At 46.5% G+C, this 17,199-nt stretch carries 14 protein-coding genes; 7 read left to right on the forward strand and 7 right to left on the reverse strand.

The features are described from left to right. Positions 1–68: 68 nt before the first annotated feature. Genes CWI32_RS12270 through cysM form a run of 4 tightly spaced genes read right to left on the reverse strand, consistent with a single transcriptional unit; the run spans position 69 to position 5,572 of the window. A complete protein-coding gene (locus CWI32_RS12270; RefSeq protein ID WP_005098082.1) occupies positions 69–2,378 on the reverse strand; it encodes a RelA/SpoT family protein in 2,310 nt (769 codons plus the stop codon). A gap of 44 nt (positions 2,379–2,422) precedes the next feature. Beyond that, positions 2,423–3,799 (reverse strand): 23S rRNA (uracil(1939)-C(5))-methyltransferase RlmD, encoded by a 1,377-nt coding sequence (gene rlmD, locus CWI32_RS12275; RefSeq protein ID WP_100535411.1) that lies wholly within the window; start codon positions 3,797–3,799, stop codon positions 2,423–2,425. 6 nt (positions 3,800–3,805) lie between these two features. Continuing rightward, complete coding sequence (locus tag CWI32_RS12280) at positions 3,806–4,624, reverse strand: 3'-5' exonuclease (protein WP_100535412.1); 819 nt, start codon at positions 4,622–4,624, stop codon at positions 3,806–3,808. Between the two features lie 18 nt (positions 4,625–4,642). Further along, on the reverse strand, positions 4,643–5,572 hold the full coding sequence (gene cysM / locus CWI32_RS12285) for a cysteine synthase CysM (protein WP_005098086.1): 930 nt from the start codon (positions 5,570–5,572) through the stop codon (positions 4,643–4,645). A gap of 366 nt (positions 5,573–5,938) precedes the next feature. Between cysM and CWI32_RS12290 the strand changes: the two genes are divergently transcribed. The 5 genes from CWI32_RS12290 to rsfS all read left to right on the forward strand — a co-directional run bounded on the left by CWI32_RS12290 (position 5,939) and on the right by rsfS (position 11,863). After that, a complete protein-coding gene (locus CWI32_RS12290; protein ID WP_100535413.1) occupies positions 5,939–8,746 on the forward strand; it encodes a GacS-like sensor histidine kinase in 2,808 nt (935 codons plus the stop codon). A gap of 104 nt (positions 8,747–8,850) precedes the next feature. Continuing rightward, a complete protein-coding gene (locus CWI32_RS12295) occupies positions 8,851–9,639 on the forward strand; it encodes a crotonase/enoyl-CoA hydratase family protein (protein ID WP_100329837.1) in 789 nt (262 codons plus the stop codon). A gap of 36 nt (positions 9,640–9,675) precedes the next feature. Next, the gene (locus tag CWI32_RS12300; RefSeq protein ID WP_100535414.1) at positions 9,676–10,545 is read left to right on the forward strand and encodes an NAD(P)-dependent oxidoreductase; all 870 of its coding nucleotides are present in this window, start codon (positions 9,676–9,678) and stop codon (positions 10,543–10,545) included. 40 nt (positions 10,546–10,585) lie between these two features. Continuing rightward, a complete protein-coding gene (locus CWI32_RS12305) occupies positions 10,586–11,374 on the forward strand; it encodes a hydroxypyruvate isomerase family protein (protein ID WP_100329839.1) in 789 nt (262 codons plus the stop codon). 81 nt (positions 11,375–11,455) lie between these two features. Next, complete coding sequence (gene rsfS, locus CWI32_RS12310) at positions 11,456–11,863, forward strand: ribosome silencing factor (protein ID WP_071851619.1); 408 nt, start codon at positions 11,456–11,458, stop codon at positions 11,861–11,863. Positions 11,864–12,121: 258 nt separating this feature from the next. On the opposite strand, the gene CWI32_RS12315 is transcribed toward rsfS, so the two are convergent. Genes CWI32_RS12315 through CWI32_RS12325 form a run of 3 tightly spaced genes read right to left on the reverse strand, consistent with a single transcriptional unit; the run spans position 12,122 to position 15,033 of the window. After that, a complete protein-coding gene (locus CWI32_RS12315; protein ID WP_100357992.1) occupies positions 12,122–13,567 on the reverse strand; it encodes an NAD(P)(+) transhydrogenase (Re/Si-specific) subunit beta in 1,446 nt (481 codons plus the stop codon). Positions 13,568–13,570: 3 nt separating this feature from the next. Continuing rightward, entirely contained in the window at positions 13,571–13,894 is a 324-nt protein-coding gene (locus CWI32_RS12320) for a proton-translocating transhydrogenase family protein (RefSeq protein WP_004281642.1), read from the reverse strand. A gap of 11 nt (positions 13,895–13,905) precedes the next feature. Beyond that, entirely contained in the window at positions 13,906–15,033 is a 1,128-nt protein-coding gene (locus tag CWI32_RS12325) for a Re/Si-specific NAD(P)(+) transhydrogenase subunit alpha (RefSeq protein ID WP_005098096.1), read from the reverse strand. A gap of 69 nt (positions 15,034–15,102) precedes the next feature. Here CWI32_RS12325 and CWI32_RS12330 point away from each other — a divergent pair, with 69 nt between their 5' ends. Both CWI32_RS12330 and CWI32_RS12335 read left to right on the forward strand, forming a co-directional pair. Further along, positions 15,103–15,246, forward strand: coding sequence for a hypothetical protein (locus tag CWI32_RS12330; RefSeq protein WP_252146112.1), 144 nt, complete (start codon positions 15,103–15,105; stop codon positions 15,244–15,246). A gap of 759 nt (positions 15,247–16,005) precedes the next feature. Continuing rightward, positions 16,006–17,193 (forward strand): MFS transporter, encoded by a 1,188-nt coding sequence (locus tag CWI32_RS12335; RefSeq protein ID WP_005098097.1) that lies wholly within the window; start codon positions 16,006–16,008, stop codon positions 17,191–17,193. Positions 17,194–17,199 lie beyond the last annotated feature (6 nt).

Raw genomic sequence — 17,199 nt, forward strand, 5'->3', positions numbered from 1 at the left:
TTCAAATACCTTACAATAAAAAAGCCCACAATTGAATTGCAGGCTTTCTTCAGCTTAGAAATAAAGAATTAAGTGCCCTGTACCAGACGGCGGGCGCTGATAATGCCCGGCTGCTGTTCAAGACGCGCCAGCAGTTTGGAAAGTTGCGCCAGACCTTTAACTTCAATCAATAGCTTCATATTGGCAATACCGTCCGCTTCCGAAATAGTATTGACCTGACGGATATTGATCTGGTCGGAAAAAATCACTTGCGTCAGATCTTTGAGCAGACCACGTCGATCATAGGCTTCCACCACAATCTGTACGCTCTGGCCACGTGTTGGCTGCATTTCCCAGTCGGCTTCTACCGCACGTTCAGGCTCTTGGGTGATCATGCGCACATAATCCGGACAAGCCACCTTATGAATGCTTACCCCACGATTCAGGGTGATATAGCCAGCGATCGACTCACCATGCACCGGTTGGCAACATTGCGCGACATGCAGCTCTACGTTATCCAGCCCGTCAATCAGAATACCGTGCGCTGACAGCGTATGACTGGCACGCGGATTCAGCGCTGGCTTCAGCACCAGCTCAGGTTCATCCTGATCCAGATGCATATGACGATTCACCTGATTAATCAAGGCATGCAGGCTGATATCACCATTGACCAGATTCACCAGAATGTCATCACCGGTTTTGACATTAAAATGATTGCAATAATCACTCAAATCGATCGATTTTGGATGAATCGCCAGACGTGACAATTCTTTATTCAGCACTTCACGGCCGACTTCCAGGTTTTTACTGCGGTCCTGTTGACGGAACCAGTGACGCAACTTGTCACGCGCACGTGCAGTCTTGATATAACCCAGAGAGTTAACCAGCCAGTCCCGATTCGGCTCACGGTCTTTTTTGGTCAGAATCTCGACCTGTTCCCCGGTTTTCAGGGTATAGGTCAGTGGCACATAGCGCTGATTGACACGCGCCGCATAGCATTTGTTACCAACTTCGGTATGCACATGATAAGCAAAGTCGAGCACAGTTGAATCACGCGGCAACTCTTTGATATCACCATCACGACTAAACACATAGATTTTTTCGAAGCCTTCGAAGTCTTGAATATGTTCGAAGTTTTCGATTTCATCTTCTGCTTCTTTATGTGCACTGGACTCATTGCGTTCCTGATAATGCTCGAGAACTGCGCGTAAAGAATGCAAACGATGATTAAAAGAATGATCGGTGGTTTTCGAGCCTTCTTTATAATTAAAGTGCGAACACACCCCCAGCTCTGCTTCTTCATGCATGCTGTAAGTACGAATCTGCACTTCAAGTGATTTGTTCTCGGCAATTACAGCCGTATGCAGGGAACGATAGCCATTGGCTTTTGGATTGGTGATATAGTCATCAAACTGATGCGGAATATGTCGCCAGATCTGATGTACAATCCCTAAACTGTGGTAACACTCCGGTACGCTCTTGACCAATACCCTTAAGGCACGAATATCATAGAGCTGGTCAAAACTCAGGCTCTTGCTTTTCATTTTTCGATAAATCGAATAAATGTGTTTTACGCGTCCGTTAATTTCAGCTTCGATGCCATATTCAGACAATTCATTGCGTAATTTATCAATCACGAATTGAATATATTGCTCTCGTTCTAAACGTTTTTCATTCAGTAAAGAAGCAATTTCTTTATAACGTTCTGGCGCAAGATAACGGAAGGCCAAGTCTTCCAGTTCCCACTTTAACTGGGCGATGCCTAAACGGTGCGCCAGTGGTGAGTAGATCGTCAGAATTTCTCGGGCAACCCGCTCCTGACGTTCACGCGAGGAATTGGTCAGCTCACGCAAGGCATAGGTACGCTCTGCCAACTTCACCAGAACCACACGCACATCTTCAGTCACTGAAATTAGCATTTTATAAATGCCGGACAGATGTTCACGCTGATTATTATCGAAATGGTCTTCCAGACGTTTATTTTTTTCGATCAGTTCAGACAGTTTACCCATGGCCAGCGTGCCCTTGACCAGGCTATGCACTTGCTCGCCAAACTTCTCTAACACTTCAGTCAGTGGCATGACGCCTTCACGCACCGAACGATAGAGCATGGCCGCGGACAGGGTATCTTCATCGACATGCAGATGTGCCAAAATATCCGCCATCTCAATACCGGTATAAAAGGTATTGGAACGATGCTGAACCGTACTTTGCAGCTCTCTTTCTAATGTTAAGTGGGCGACTTCTTCGAGCTGCTGTAAAGGTGCCCCATCTAATATGCCACGAACCCGATCCAACCACTCAGTCAGATCGTGGTGTGCTTGTTCGGCATGTTCTACAGTCGTCTCCTGTGACAACTCATTGAGTCGTCCAGGGAGTTGCTCACGTACTGTGACCATACCCTTCTCCTACTTGTAAATACATCATTTCTTCAATCGTTCATTTAATTTTCTTTTTCGAACAATGCAATCGATTCAACATGCCCAGTATGCGTGAACATATCCATCACTCCGGCTTGAGTGAGGCGATAACCCTGTTGTATCAAGAGCCCTGCATCTCTTGCGAGTGTCGCAGGATTACATGACACATAAACGATTCTTTTTGCGCCAAACTGAGGAAGATAATGCATGACTTCTTCTGCGCCAGCACGTGGCGGGTCAATCAATAATGCATCAAAACCTTGATTTGCCCAAGTCTGGTGCGAGAAATCTTTGGTTAAATCTTGTGAATAAAAAGCAACTTGGGCAATACCATTATTTTTGGCATTTTCCGCACCGCGTTGCACCATTTCTTCACTCCCTTCCACTGCAATCACCTGACCAGATGTGCCTACACAGCGTGCCAGTGCTAGAGAAAAATTTCCTAATCCACAAAATAGATCCAGAACCCGCTCACCCTGTTGCAGCTGTAGCAAATTACATGCCAGCGCTACCATTTGCGGATTGATAGTCGAATTCACCTGAGTGAAGTCCACAGGATTAAAACCGAATTTCACATCAAAGTCATCAAGACTATAGTGCAAGCGCGCCGCGGCATCTGGAGCATCAATTCGCGAGAGTGTATCTTTGCCGGCAGGCTGCACATACAGTTGCCAGCCTTTCTGTAACGTAAATTCGCGCAATTGGTTGACATCAGCCACTGATAATTTTGCAGTTTCACGCACCAGTAAGGCAATATCCTGATCCCCCATGGCCAATTCTATATGACCAATGTCAGCCTTGCCATTGAGACTTTGCAGCAATTGTTTAAGGCTTGTAAGCGATCCAAATTCACGATCCAGAATCATGCAGCGATCAATCGAGGTTAATTTATTGCTTTGATTCTCACGAAAACCTACCACCAATGTGTCTTTAGCCGGCAGATAACGCACTCCGATCCGGGCTTTACGGCGATAATCTTCACGCTCGGAACGTAGCGGTGCAAGCCACTGCACAGGCTGGATGCCAGCAAAATGCTGTAAATGCGATTTCAGCACATTCTGTTTTAGTTCAATCTGTGCATCGGCTGCGATATGCTGCATATTACAGCCGCCACAGACCCCAAAATGTGCACAGATCGGCTTGACGCGAATTTCGGAAGCTTCGCTGAGTAATTCAAGACTGTCAGCTTCTTCCAGTTTTTTAACTTCACGGGTAATGCGAGCACGCACGGTTTCACCGGGCAAGGCATAACGGATAAAGACTTTCTTGCCGTGTTTATGCGGTGGATGATCCGGGTGTGAACCATAATGAGCGATGCCACGTCCCTCATGCGAAAGTGACTCAACCTGAAAAATGTACTCGGGTTGCTGGGTAGGACGTGTGTGTGCTCGATGCTTCATGAAAACCTAGGATGTGGGAGTTGGAAAATCAAAACGGGTAAAGTCAGTTCTTTGTGACGTTTCACGCCAAACCGATAAAAAGTCCGCATGCTGCGGTTGGGTATGCAAATATTGAATCGTACTGTGCAGCAAATGCTGATAATCCGGCAATAACAGCTGTCCTTTTAACAACAGCCAGCGGATATAGACCAGCCAGGTATTCAGCACATCGCCTTCACAATAAGAGGTCAGTTCGATCCATTGCTGATTGCGGACATATTCAGGAACCCGATAGGCCCCGTCACCGCGTTTACCCGGATAACCCAGCAAATGTGCAACATCGTCCAGCTTCTGGAAATGACGCGTATGGAACATGGCCATCACATCCATTAAGTCAACATGACGATGATGGTAACGATTCTGGTAGTTATTATAACGCTTTTGCGTGTCAATTTCGCCCTGATCGAATAGACTCGGTGCAGAGAGTCCATGATACATGGCACGGTATAAAATCACCGGTAAATCAAACTGTGAACCATTCCAACTGACCAGCGTCGGATGACGCTTATCAAAAATCGATAAGAATTTTCTTAAAATTTCCGCTTCAGAATGCTGTTCCCGGCTAAAGGAAAACAGCTTCATGCCCTGCTCATCGATCCATAAACCGGAAATACAGACAATTTCATGCAAGGGCGGACGCTGAAAATCAGAGCCTGAATCCTGACGGCGCAGTTTGGTCAAGGCCTGATCCAGATCTGCTTCAGGCAGGTCCAGACCAAATAAATGCGCGCCTGATTTGAGATCGGTTTGGGTTTCAATATCGAAAGTTAAAACAGGCAGGCGCATAACACAGTGCTCAAATAATTATTCAGAATCTTGCACAGAGAATAACCCTGTAGACAAGTAACGGTCACCACGGTCACAAATAATACACACAATGACGGCATCCGGATGTTCTTCCGCCAGCTTTATGGAAGCCCACACTGCACCACCAGATGAAGTACCAGCACTGATGCCTTCTTTCTGCGCCAGCTTACGCATGGTTTTTTCAGCTTCAATTTGTGGAATATCGATAATACGATCCACGCGACTGCGATCAAAAATGGTCGGCAGATATTCTTCCGGCCAGCGACGGATTCCGGCAATGCTTGAACCATCAGATGGCTGTAAACCCACGATCTGAATCTCCGGATTCATTTCCTTCAGATATTTCGAGACACCCATAATAGTGCCGGTTGTACCCATAGAACTGACAAAGTGGGTAATCTTGCCACCGGTTTGCTGCCAGATTTCAGGACCTGTAGTCAGATAATGTGCTTCGACATTATCCGGATTGCCAAACTGATTCAGTACCAGACCCACGCCATCATTTTGCATTTGAGCGGCCAGATCACGTGCACCTTCCATGCCTTGTTCTTTGGTAACTTCAATCAGCTCGGCACCATAAGCACGCATCGCATCCTTACGTTCCTGACTCATATTGTTCGGCATGATCAGCTTCATTTTATAGCCACGCATCGCTGCGACCATCGCCAATGCAATCCCCGTATTTCCGCTCGTTGCTTCAATCAGGGTATCACCCGGCTTGATCTGTCCACGCTTCTCGGCCTGCATGATCATATTATAGGCCGGACGGTCTTTGACCGATCCTGCCGGATTATTGCCTTCGAGTTTCGCGAGTACTGTAGCTTGAGTGTGACTTACCAGACGCTGTAAACGCACCAGTGGCGTTTTGCCGACATAGTGGTCTAACAAAAATTCATCTGCTTGAAAATCGGGGGTGGTATTACTCATTGTGTGCACCTATATCGAGGTGCGGCTATTGTATGAAAAAATGCTTTTCCCTGCATCCATTTAGCACTGCTTTTTCAGGAAACTCTCTAAAACAGACTCAGTATCCTGCTATAAACTTCATTTCCCTGTGATTTAGCAAGATCAAGCAGCTCAGCTGTGAATATAAAAGCGTTATTTTCAGCCCCGGACTTTCAGATGACTGAAGTCTTCATCGCCCGCTTTTCACTGTATTTCAGCAATCATTTAACTGAAATCTCTTGTATTTTTAAAGGTTGATCTGAACCCTTATAAAAATAATGCTTAAATTTTAACTGTCGATTTAAAGCATGCTAATATGCCAGACATAAAGAAAATACTGCTTAAATCATGTCAACGATCAATAAAAAGCTGTTTAAACGCCTACACTTAAATCACGCCTATGGACAGTTGATTGCGCTGATTTTTGTGCCGATTACTATTTTGGCCTGTGTTGGCGCGATGCTGGTGTTGACTGAAACCTCGAATGCCGCACGTGCCCAGCAAAAGCAGATGGCAATTGCCATTATGACGCGTTTTCAAGGCACGTCTGAGTATGCACTGGATATTTTAAGCCTGTATCCCTGGCAATATGATCAGGCCCACAATGCCATGCAGAATATGCTCAATGAAAAACATCTGGTTCGGGCAGCCATTCTGGATGACAGTGGCAAGAATCGTTTAGGTATCGGCTTTCAGGAACAGGCCGCTTGGCCCGATTTTGATAAAAGCGGTAACTTTATTGGCCCGATTCTGCATAAAGACAATCATATTTATGCCATTAAAGTGAATGAAAACAGTTTTTCTAAAGGCTGGCTGGCAATTGAACTGGATAATCAGCCGCTGGCCATTGCCCGCTACCGGGTATTGATCGTATTGATTGCAACGGGTCTATTAACCTTATTATTGTTATTACTCTGTCTGAATTTCTACTCACGGCGCTGGATTGCACCGATGTATGAAATTCGCATGCAGTTGCAACGCCTGAATGCCGATACCCTCGGCCAGCATATGGTGATTAACAGCACCGGAGAGCTACGTTTACTGCAACGGGATATTGCCAATGTGGTAAAACGTCTGCATTTTAGTTTTCTGGAACTGCGCGAACATACTGAACAGACTGAAGATGATTTACGTCGTACTTTAGATACGCTCGAAGTACAGAATATTACTTACCGTCAGGCACGTGACCAGGCGATTTCAGCCAACCAGGCCAAGTCGGTGTTTCTGGCCAATATTTCCCATGAACTGCGTACCCCGCTCAACAGTATTGATGGCTTTATTCATCTGCTCTTGCGTCAGGGCAATCTCAGCAATGAGCAAAGTCTATATTTGCAGACCATTCGTAAATCTTCCGCACATTTACTGGCGCTGATTAATGATGTGCTGGATTTTTCCAAAATTGATGCCGGCAAACTGGAACTGGAAACCGCAGCTTTCGATCTGGAAGAAGCGATTTTTGATGTGATGGACATGCTCTCACCCCTGGCGGCACAAAAACATATTGATATGGCCTTCTACTACGCAGACAGCGTACCGAAACATGTGATTGGCGATACGCTACGCTTTAAGCAGATTCTGACCAACCTGATTTCCAATGCGATCAAATTCACGCCGGATGGCGAAATCATCGTGCGGGCACGTATGGAACATGAGGGGATCGATCGATGTGTCTTGCATTTTAGTGTACAGGACAGCGGCATTGGCCTGAGTGGTACCGATCGTAAGAAGTTGTTTGAATCTTTCTCACAGGGCGATACTTCGGTCACCCGTCAGTTTGGCGGTACAGGACTGGGGCTGGCCATTTCCAAACAGCTGGTCAGCCTGATGCATGGCCAGATTGGTTTTGAAGATAATCAGGAACGTGCCCCAACCGAAAAAGGCTCGACTTTCTGGTTTACTGCGCAATTCCTGGTCGATGAAGATACTGTAATTGAACATCCAGATTTCAATGAATTGACGGTGGTGTCTTATCTGGCCCATCCGGCAACCGCGAACGTCTTGCGTCATTATCTGGAAAATTATCAGGTCAAGCATATTGAATGCGCATCGATTCTGGATCTGTTTAGCCGCCTGAATCATCTACAGAACTCTGAAAACACCTGGCTCATCGTCGATCATAGTGGCGACAGCGAAGTCCTGTTACGCGAGATCCGCTCGCGTTATCAGGGTCATTTGGCCGTATATGGTTATCAGATGCAACTCGATCCAAGCATGCTGAACGACCATCGTGCCCGTGCTCTGCATCAGCCACTCAGCCGCAGTGCCTTGATTCAGCTGCTGGGCAATCAACCGGTCTTCGATCAGGAACAGCATGAAGACTTTAATGGTCAGGGCCTGCATATTCTGGCCGTCGATGATCATTTACCCAACCTGATTGTTTTGGAAGCATTACTCGCTGAACTGAATGTCACCACCAGCAAAGCCCTGAGCGGACAGGAAGCGATTGATATCATCCAGCGCCGTTATGAGCAGAAACAGCCAGCTTTTGATCTGGTCTTTATGGATATTCAGATGCCGGTGATGTCGGGAATTGATACCACACGTGCGATTCGCTCACTGGAATCGACCTTTGAAAACCATAACCGACTGCCGATTATTGCCCTGACTGCACATGCGCTGTCAGATGAAAAACATAAGCTGCTGCAAAATGGCATGGATGATTATGTCACCAAGCCGATCCAGATCGAGCAGATTGTGCAGATTCTGACCCACTGGACCACCGAACATTTTAAACGGCTTCCAGTGCTGGAACGCGCCCATGTGATTGATGCACTGGATCCGAATATTCTGGACTGGCAGCAAAGCCTGCAACTGGCAGCCAATAAGGAAGATCTGGCAGTAGACCTGTTGCGCATGCTGGTCGACAGTTTTGCCGATGAACTCACTGAAATGCAGCAGTTAATTGAACTGGAAGATTTCCCGCAACTGGAACATGTCTTGCATCGTTTATATGGTGCAACCCGCTATGTCGGCGCACCGACTTTGCAGAAAGTCACGGGCGGATTTGAACAGTTCGTTTCAACCCTGCGTAAAGAACGTCGCAAGGCCGACGAAAACTTTGTTCAAGACGTGCTGAAACATTTTGATGAACTTAAAGCCGTGGTCGAACAAGTTGAACAGGCCGCCCAGCAAATTCTGAAACAACATTTGAATTAAAACTTGAAGCTGCTCAGTCCGTGACTTAGAAAGTATGACTGAGCTGTCATGTAAGCTCACGGGCCGCATGTTATGCTCGGCTCAGGAAAATAAGGAAGAATGCCATGTCACTCGTGCGCTTGGAAAAAAATAACGGCATTGCCACAGTTACACTGAATCGCCCGGATAAACGCAATGCCATGAGCTTTGCCCTGCTGCGTGAACTGGTTGCGACTGCGCAGAAAATCAAAAAAGATAAAAGTATCCGTTGCGTCATTTTAACCGGTGAAGCGCAGGTGTTTAGTGCCGGCATTGATCTGGCCGATTTAAATAATCCTAAAAATCGTGCCTATGCGGCCTGGGAGTTAATCCGTCCGGGTCAGAGCCTGTTCCAGAAAGCCTTTCTGGTCTGGCAGGAATTACCGGTGCCGGTGATCGCTGCGATGCAGGGCTTCTGTTTTGGCGCTGGTATGCAGCTTGCTCTGGCCGCAGATATCCGTATTGCACATCCTGATACCAAAATGTCGATTATGGAAACCCGTTGGGGACTGGTACCAGATATGGGGCTCAGCCGTTCGCTGAAAGGCCTGATTGGGATTGATCTGGCCAAAGAACTGACTTTGACTGCCCGGATTTTTGACGGTGCCTATGCCAAAGAGATTGGTCTGGTTACCCATGTGGATCAAGAACCGTTGGCACGCGCACAAGCATTGGCTGAGGAAATGCTGCAACGCTCTCCGGATGCCCTGATGGCCTCTAAGTTTGTACTGGATGCCATGCAGCATCGTCCAAATAAATCTTTACGTATGGAAAAAATCTGGCAGCTGAAATTATTGCTAGGTAAAAACAGCCAGCTGGCTCGTAAAAAGGACAAGAATCCGGAAGTCCAGTTCGTGCCACGCCAATATAACTAAATCGAGTTAGAGTCCAAGCAAGGAATAAGAAAAAGCATGCAGTTAAATCGCGATACTAAGATTGCCTTTTTGGGTATGGGCCTGATGGGACGCCGGATGGCGACCCGTCTACTACATGCAGGTTTTCAGGTTGCGGTATGGAACCGTACCCCGGCGGCTTGCCATCCCTTAATCGACTTGGGTGCAACTGCGCTGTCTTTGAATCAGATTGCGGATTATCCAGTGATTTTGACTTGCTTGGCAGATGATCAGGCGGTGCAATCGGTCTTTGAGCAGATCGCGCCGTATTTGGTTGCCGATCAAATCATTGTGGATTTTTCCAGCCTTTCGGTGCAGCAAACTCACGCGCTTGCAGCACAAGCACAGACCAGACAGGTGAGCTGGATTGATTCCCCAGTTTCAGGCGGTACCGCAGGTGCTGAACAAGGCAGTCTGGTGATTTTTGCCGGTGGTGATGCCGCAATGATTGAACATCTTGACCCAATTTATGCAGCACTTTCACAGCGCGTCACCCGTATGGGCGACACCGGTACTGGTCAGGCGACCAAAATTTGTAATCAGCTCATTGTCGCAGCCAATAGTACCCTGATCGCGGAAGCAGTGGCATTGGCGGGCCTTGCAGGTGTAGATACACGCCTACTGGCACCTGCCTTGGCAGGTGGTTTTGCCGATTCCAAACCTTTCCAGATTCTGGCACCACGTATGGCCACACAAACTTTCGAACCGGTGCAATGGAAAGTGCAGACCTTATCTAAAGATCTGAACAATGCCGTGCAACTGGCCCAAAGCTTTGATCTGAATGTTCCGGTCGCGACTCAGGCCTTATCACAGCTGCAAATCCATCAGGCCCAGGGCTTTGCCGAGGCCGATCTGGCCACTGTGATTCAACAGCTCAAGCACGCATAATTTTTACTTTTGTAATACCCTGAATGTATAAGGAAAATACATGATTAAACTTGCCGTTAACCTGTCGATGATTTTTACCGAAGTGCCACTCATCGAACGCTTCGCGCTGGCTCGAGCACAGGGCTTTAATCATGTCGAAATCCAGTTTCCTTATGAATTGACGATTGGCCAGATTCAAAATCAGCTCAGCATCCATCAACTGAACTTATGCCTGATTAATGTGCCTGCCGGTGATTTAATGCAGGGCGGCCATGGCCTGGCCGGTATCCCGGGGCGGGAAATCGAGTTCCGTCATGCTGTTGAACAAGCTATCCAGTATGCCACGGCCTTAAATGTACCTCGGGTCAATATTCTGGCCGGCAAACAGCCTCTGGATTGTGACCTGTTGCCCTGCCTGAATACGCTGGCAAGTAATCTGAAAATGGCCTGTTCAATGCTGCTCGAGCATCAAATTGAACCGGTCTTTGAAATGGTCAATGGCACCGATATGCCACGTTTTTTGATTCAAAATGTTGCCCAAGCCCAGGAAATGCTGGAAGCAGTCAATCATCCGGCCTTAAAAATGCAGTATGACTGCTATCACATGGCGATGATGGGCGAAGATGTACTGGAAAATTTAAAAGAAAATATTCACCTGATTGGTCATATCCAGTTTGCGGATTGTCCGGGACGACATCAACCCAATACGGCGTCTATTCAATATCATGATATATTTCAGTGGTTAAAACATAGTCAATATCAAGCTTATGTCGCTGCCGAATATAAGCCGATGCAGCATTCCAATGACTCCTTTGTCTGGAAAGCTGAGTTCTTTCCGGAGCATGACTGAGTGGACTGCGGCTTCATTTGAAATTCAGCACTAAAACCGCTATATTAGACCATGCATAATTGTTAGGAAATTACACACCCCATGAATTTAGAACCATCGCCCAGCGCTTCTAATTCTCACGATCTTACTATGAATTCAAATTCTCAAGCTGTACAGGACTGCTTAAAAGTCGTACATGCTGCACTTGAAGATGTAAAAGCAAAAGAAATTGTTGAGCTTGATGTCAGCGGTATCAGTAATGTGGCTGATGCTATGGTCATTGCAAGCGGCACATCGACACGTCATATCAAATCACTGGCCAATAACGTTGCTGAAGAAGCACGTAAAGCTGGCTTCCGTCCGCTTGGTATTGAAGGCGAACGTGATGCTGAATGGATCCTCATCGACCTCGGTTATGTAGTGGTTCATTGTATGCTTCCAACAGCGCGTAAATTCTATGACCTAGAAAGCTTATGGCGCAATCCTGCAGATACTGACTCTGTAGCGTAAAAACCGAATATTCAAAAAAGCGACCTGTATAGGTCGCTTTTTTATTGCCTGTTCATCGGACTTTATAAGCGTTAATACAACTCAAGCTACAGCTATTTTTTTTAATTTTCATCTTGTCTTATGCACCGATTTGATGGGTATTTTAGGATAAATTCATCATAAACATAGACGTTCGATGACCGCTCAATCATCTTTTTTCCAAAATATAAAATAAAAAATCCCCCTTTATTAAAGGGGGACTTAGGGGGATTTAAATGATTAGTGACCCGTACCATTAATGGCTTTGGTCATATCCTCCACCACTTTCTTGGCATCACCGAAGATCATCATGGTCTTGTCGTTATAGAACAAGTCATTGTCCAGACCCGCATAACCGGTCGCCATTGAACGTTTGATTACCATAATAGTACGTGCTTTATGCGCTTCCAGAATCGGCATGCCATAAATCGGCGATGTTGGATCATCTTTGGCTGCCGGGTTGACAACGTCGTTTGCACCAATCACCAGCACCACATCCGTTGCCGGGAAGTCAGAGTTGATCTCATCCATCTCTAAAATATCTTCATACGGCACATCAGCTTCAGCCAGCAATACGTTCATATGACCTGGCATACGACCTGCCACCGGATGAATTGCAAAACGTACGGTTACGCCCTGCTCTTTTAAGATGTTCGCAAGTTCTTTGACCGCATTCTGTGCACGACCTTGCGCCATTCCATAACCCGGTACAATCACCACGCTGTCCGCATTTGACATGAGGAAGCCCGCATCATCTGCTGAACCAGAACGGTGGTTACGTTGTACCTGCTCACCCGCACCTGCTGTCGGCGCAGCTGTACCGCCCATTGCGCCACCAAACAGAACGTTGATGATTGAACGGTTCATGGCTTTACACATGATATAAGACAGAATCGCACCTGAAGAACCGACCAGTGAACCTGCCACAATCAGCATGTTGTTTTCAAGCGTGAAACCAATCCCGGCTGCAGCCCAACCAGAGAATGAGTTGAGTAGCGAGACCACCACCGGCATATCACCACCGCCGACAGGTGCAATCCATACCCAGCCAAAGATCAGTGCAAGTGCTGTCATTGCCCAGAATGCGGTCATATTCCCTGTTGAGAAGAACATGAAACCAAACACCAACATGGCAATAAAGATGATGGCCTGAACAGGTTTTACCCATGCGCCAGAAATGGTTTTTGCCCATTTCTTCGCAGCCAGTTTTCCATAAGCAAAGACTGATGCTGTAAAGGTAATTGCACCGACAAAACAACCCACGAACAGTTCAAATAAATGAACACGGCTCATTTCATGGAAATTGACACCATTGGCCGCCAAAAGGTCTGGACCGAGTTCAATCAGTTTGTTGTTATGAATAATTGCAGCAATCGCAATCAAGACCGCAGCCAGACCCACCAATGAGTGCATCAGCGCCACAGTTTCTGGCATTTGGGTCATAGGGACAGTACGCGCACGGGCAATACCCACCACCGCACCTGCTACCATTGCGCCCACAATCATCCACACCACAGGATTATCTGCAACAAAGAAGGTGGTCAATACTGCAATCGCCATGGCGATCATACCGTAACGGTTACCTTGAATTGCAGTTTTAGGACCTGATAAACCACGTAGCGTCAGGATAAAAAGAACGGCACCAATCAGGTAGAACCAATCCGCATATTCTCGAATCATTTCCATGGATTAACCCTCTTTTTTCTTTTGCTTAGGTTTAAACATTTCCAGCATACGTGCAGTCACGGCAAAGCCACCGAAAATATTGATACTGGCCAGGAACACCGCGATTGCACCCAGCACGCTCACCACGTTAATGGTCTGGAAATCCACGCTGCCTTCAACGCCGATCACCGGCAGACCAACGGTCTGGATCATCGCACCGACAATAATGATCGATGACAAGGCATTGGTGACCGCCATCAACGGCGTATGCAATGCTGGTGTTACACCCCACACCACGTAGTAACCTACGAAAATGGCAAGGACAAAAATCGTAATTGTTTCAACCATGAGTCTTCTCCTTAACCACGTTTTAGCAGCACTTGGCCGGCATGAGTGACAAGTAGGGCTTTTTGAATTTCTTCTTCTGGATTCAGGACAAAATTCTTGTCGGCATCAAACAGCGTTTCGACAAAATTAAACACGTTACGTGCATATAAAGCCGATGCTTCAGTCGATACAGTCGAAGGAATATTGGGAATACCCAAAATTTTGACGCCGTTGTCGGTATGCACAGTTTCACCGCATTTCGAACCTTCAACGTTACCGCCCGATTCCACTGCCATATCTAAAATGACTGAACCCGGTTTCATTTTCGCAACTGTTTCAGCACGGATTAAACGCGGTGCATCACGGCCGGGTAAAAGCGCTGTGGTAATCACAATGTCAGCATTTGATACGGCTTTATCCACAATGGCAGCCTGATCGCGGATGTATTCCTCACCAGGCATCCAGCCATAACCATTCTTGGCCGCATCCGCCGCTTTTTGCTGCTCTTCCGCAGACATCGGCACATCCAGCCATTTACCGCCCAATGATTCCACTTGGTCTTTTGCTGTTGGACGCAAGTCTGTGGCTTCCACAATAGCGCCTAAGCGTTTTGCAGTGGCAATCGCTTGCAGACCCGCGACCCCGACCCCCATGATCACCACACGGGCTGGTTTGACCGTCCCCGCAGCCGTCATTAGCATCGGGAACATGCGCTGGTATTCAGCCGCAGCCAGAAGGACTGACTTGTATCCTGCAAGGTTGGCTTGAGAAGACAAGACATCCATATTCTGCGCACGAGACAAGGTCCGTGGCAAAAGCTCCAATGCAAATGCAGACACGTTCTGTGCCGCAAATTGGTCAAGCTCAGTATTACGGTAAGGATCAAACATCGCCACGATGGCGATGTTCGGATTGAGTTTTTGAATTTCCTCACCTTTCGGTGCACGAACTTTTAAAATCAATTGACTGCCGGTGTAGGCATCATCCGTAATTTTGGCACCAACTTGTTCATAGGCGCTATCGATATAGGCAGCTTTAAGCCCTGCACTACGTTCGATAATCACGCTATGTCCTGCGCTGATCAATTTCTTTACTGTCTCTGGCGTCGCAGCGACGCGATTTTCACCGACAACAGTTTCGGCTGGAATTCCGATCTGCATGAGCGTTCCTCAAGCTAATTTTTCTTAAGTAAACATCGCTTAAACGATGCTTCCCCTCAGGATGTGTTCTTGTTGAATTTTTGGATTCTAATCAAACTGTTTGAAATTACCACCTACTATTTATTTAATAAATGCCTATATATTGAACTGATGATTCATAAAAATGTTGCTGTACTGGTGCATGGCTTATATACGCCAAATATTTATATTTGATTATTTTATAAACGATATTCATTTACCTGAATGAAAACCTGAAAATGCGCTCGGCTGATAAGCCGCCTACTTGAGATTTTTTTTGTTACATTGATCTTTCTGACCAAAATTCCTGTTTTGGTTCTTTATGCTACCCGTTTCTGAATAGGTCTCTCTGCTAAGGACAGCGGCACTTTAGCTCTCCAAGTTTTCTAAATTTGACTTTATTGACAAATAAAGAACTTATTCCAGATAAGCTATCTGATCTGTAAAGTAATACCTTTTATTCAATTTAGTTATGATTTAGCACCCATCAGGCTGAGGTTGAATTGATGGATGTGACACAACGAGATCTGTGGGTCTAAAGGTCACTTATCTCTAAAATGATCAGACCAAGAGGAACAAAAATCTTGCTGACCATTTATTATATTAATGTCATAAACCGAATAAGTGACTAAAATAAAGTTTATGCACCATATCTGCGCATAAAATGAGAGCCATTATTTAATTTTTTTCATTTTCAGGGGATTTTCCGTTCTTTCTTTGTCCTATGCGTTGTAATAAAGCCAGCTATTGATCAAAAATCTGGCAACCTGATCATTCCTGACTGGTTTTCTAATTCAAGTCTTGTGTAGTCCTTGCGATCTAAGATCTTTTCATTGAGTCATTGTAATATTTTTCTACTTTTAAAGCCTAAAGTTCTCACTTATAGTGCCTTTCATTCCTGCATCAATGCGCTGCTTGTTTTAAATTCTCCTCGGCTTAGATAAGGTTGCTGCTATGAACACGCCCCTCGATATCAGTCAAAACAAGCCCTTATTATGGCTGATGGCGATTGCCTGTGGTTTATGTGCCGGCGCCAACTATTATTGCCAGCCACTGATTTCATCGATTCAGCAATATTATCAGGTGCCGGAATCACAAGTGGCACTCACCGTTACCTTTGCTCAAATCTCTTATGCATTAGGCCTGCTGTTTATTGTACCTTTGGGCGATATGCTGAATAAAACCAAGCTGATTCCCTTTCTCATGCTGGGTGCAGCTGCAGGTTTATTTATTTGTGCCAGTGCGATAAACCTGCCGATGCTGTGGGTTGGCACCATCATTGCCGGACTGTTTTCCGTGGCTGCACAGATTCTGATTCCCTTGGCCACCATGGCAGTCAAACCGGAAAAAACTGGAGAAGTAGTGGGTTTCCTGATGAGCGGCTTGCTGGTCGGTATTCTGCTCTCGACCAGTATTGCGGGATTATTGTCCGACCTGTTTCACTGGAAAATGATCTATATCGTCAGTGGCATCAGCATGCTGGCTTTAAGTTTTTATCTGCGAGGAAAATTACCGAGTCTGCCACGCCTAAGAATCAGCTATGCAGCGATTTTCAAATCTATGGCGAGCTTATTAAAACATGAACCACGATTGGTCTTGCGCTCTCTTACCGGTGCCTGTGCTTTTGCCGCCATGAGCATGCTGTTCTCGACCATTGCCCTGCTGCTGACCCAAGAACCTTTCCAGCTGTCTGATGTCATGGTCGGTCTGGTGACACTGGTCGGCGTCTTTGGCGCATTGTCGACTCAATTCATTGGTAAATGGGCCGATCGGGGCCATATCAAAACCTTGAGCTGGATTGGCTGTTCGATCCTGATTGGGAGCTGGCTGTTCCTATATTTTGGTGCGGTATCGCTGCTGAGCTATATTCTGGGCTATGGACTGATTAATCTGGGGTTGGCGATTACGCATAGCTGTAATCAGAATGTGATTTTCCGCCTGCGCCCGGATGCCAAATCACGGGTCAATTCACTGTATATGACCCTGTACTTTATTGGCGGTGCCTGTGGTTCAGCCTTAGGGGTTTATGCCTGGCATCATGGGGGCTGGAGCATGACCTGTATGGCAGGACTCGGGCTGGCCCTAGGCGCTACCCTATTCGCCTTACTGGATCAATGGCATCACGCCCGGACAGCAGCCTAGATGCTT

The organism is Acinetobacter pseudolwoffii, assembly GCF_002803605.1.
Taxonomy (GTDB): Bacteria; Pseudomonadota; Gammaproteobacteria; order Pseudomonadales; family Moraxellaceae; genus Acinetobacter; species Acinetobacter pseudolwoffii.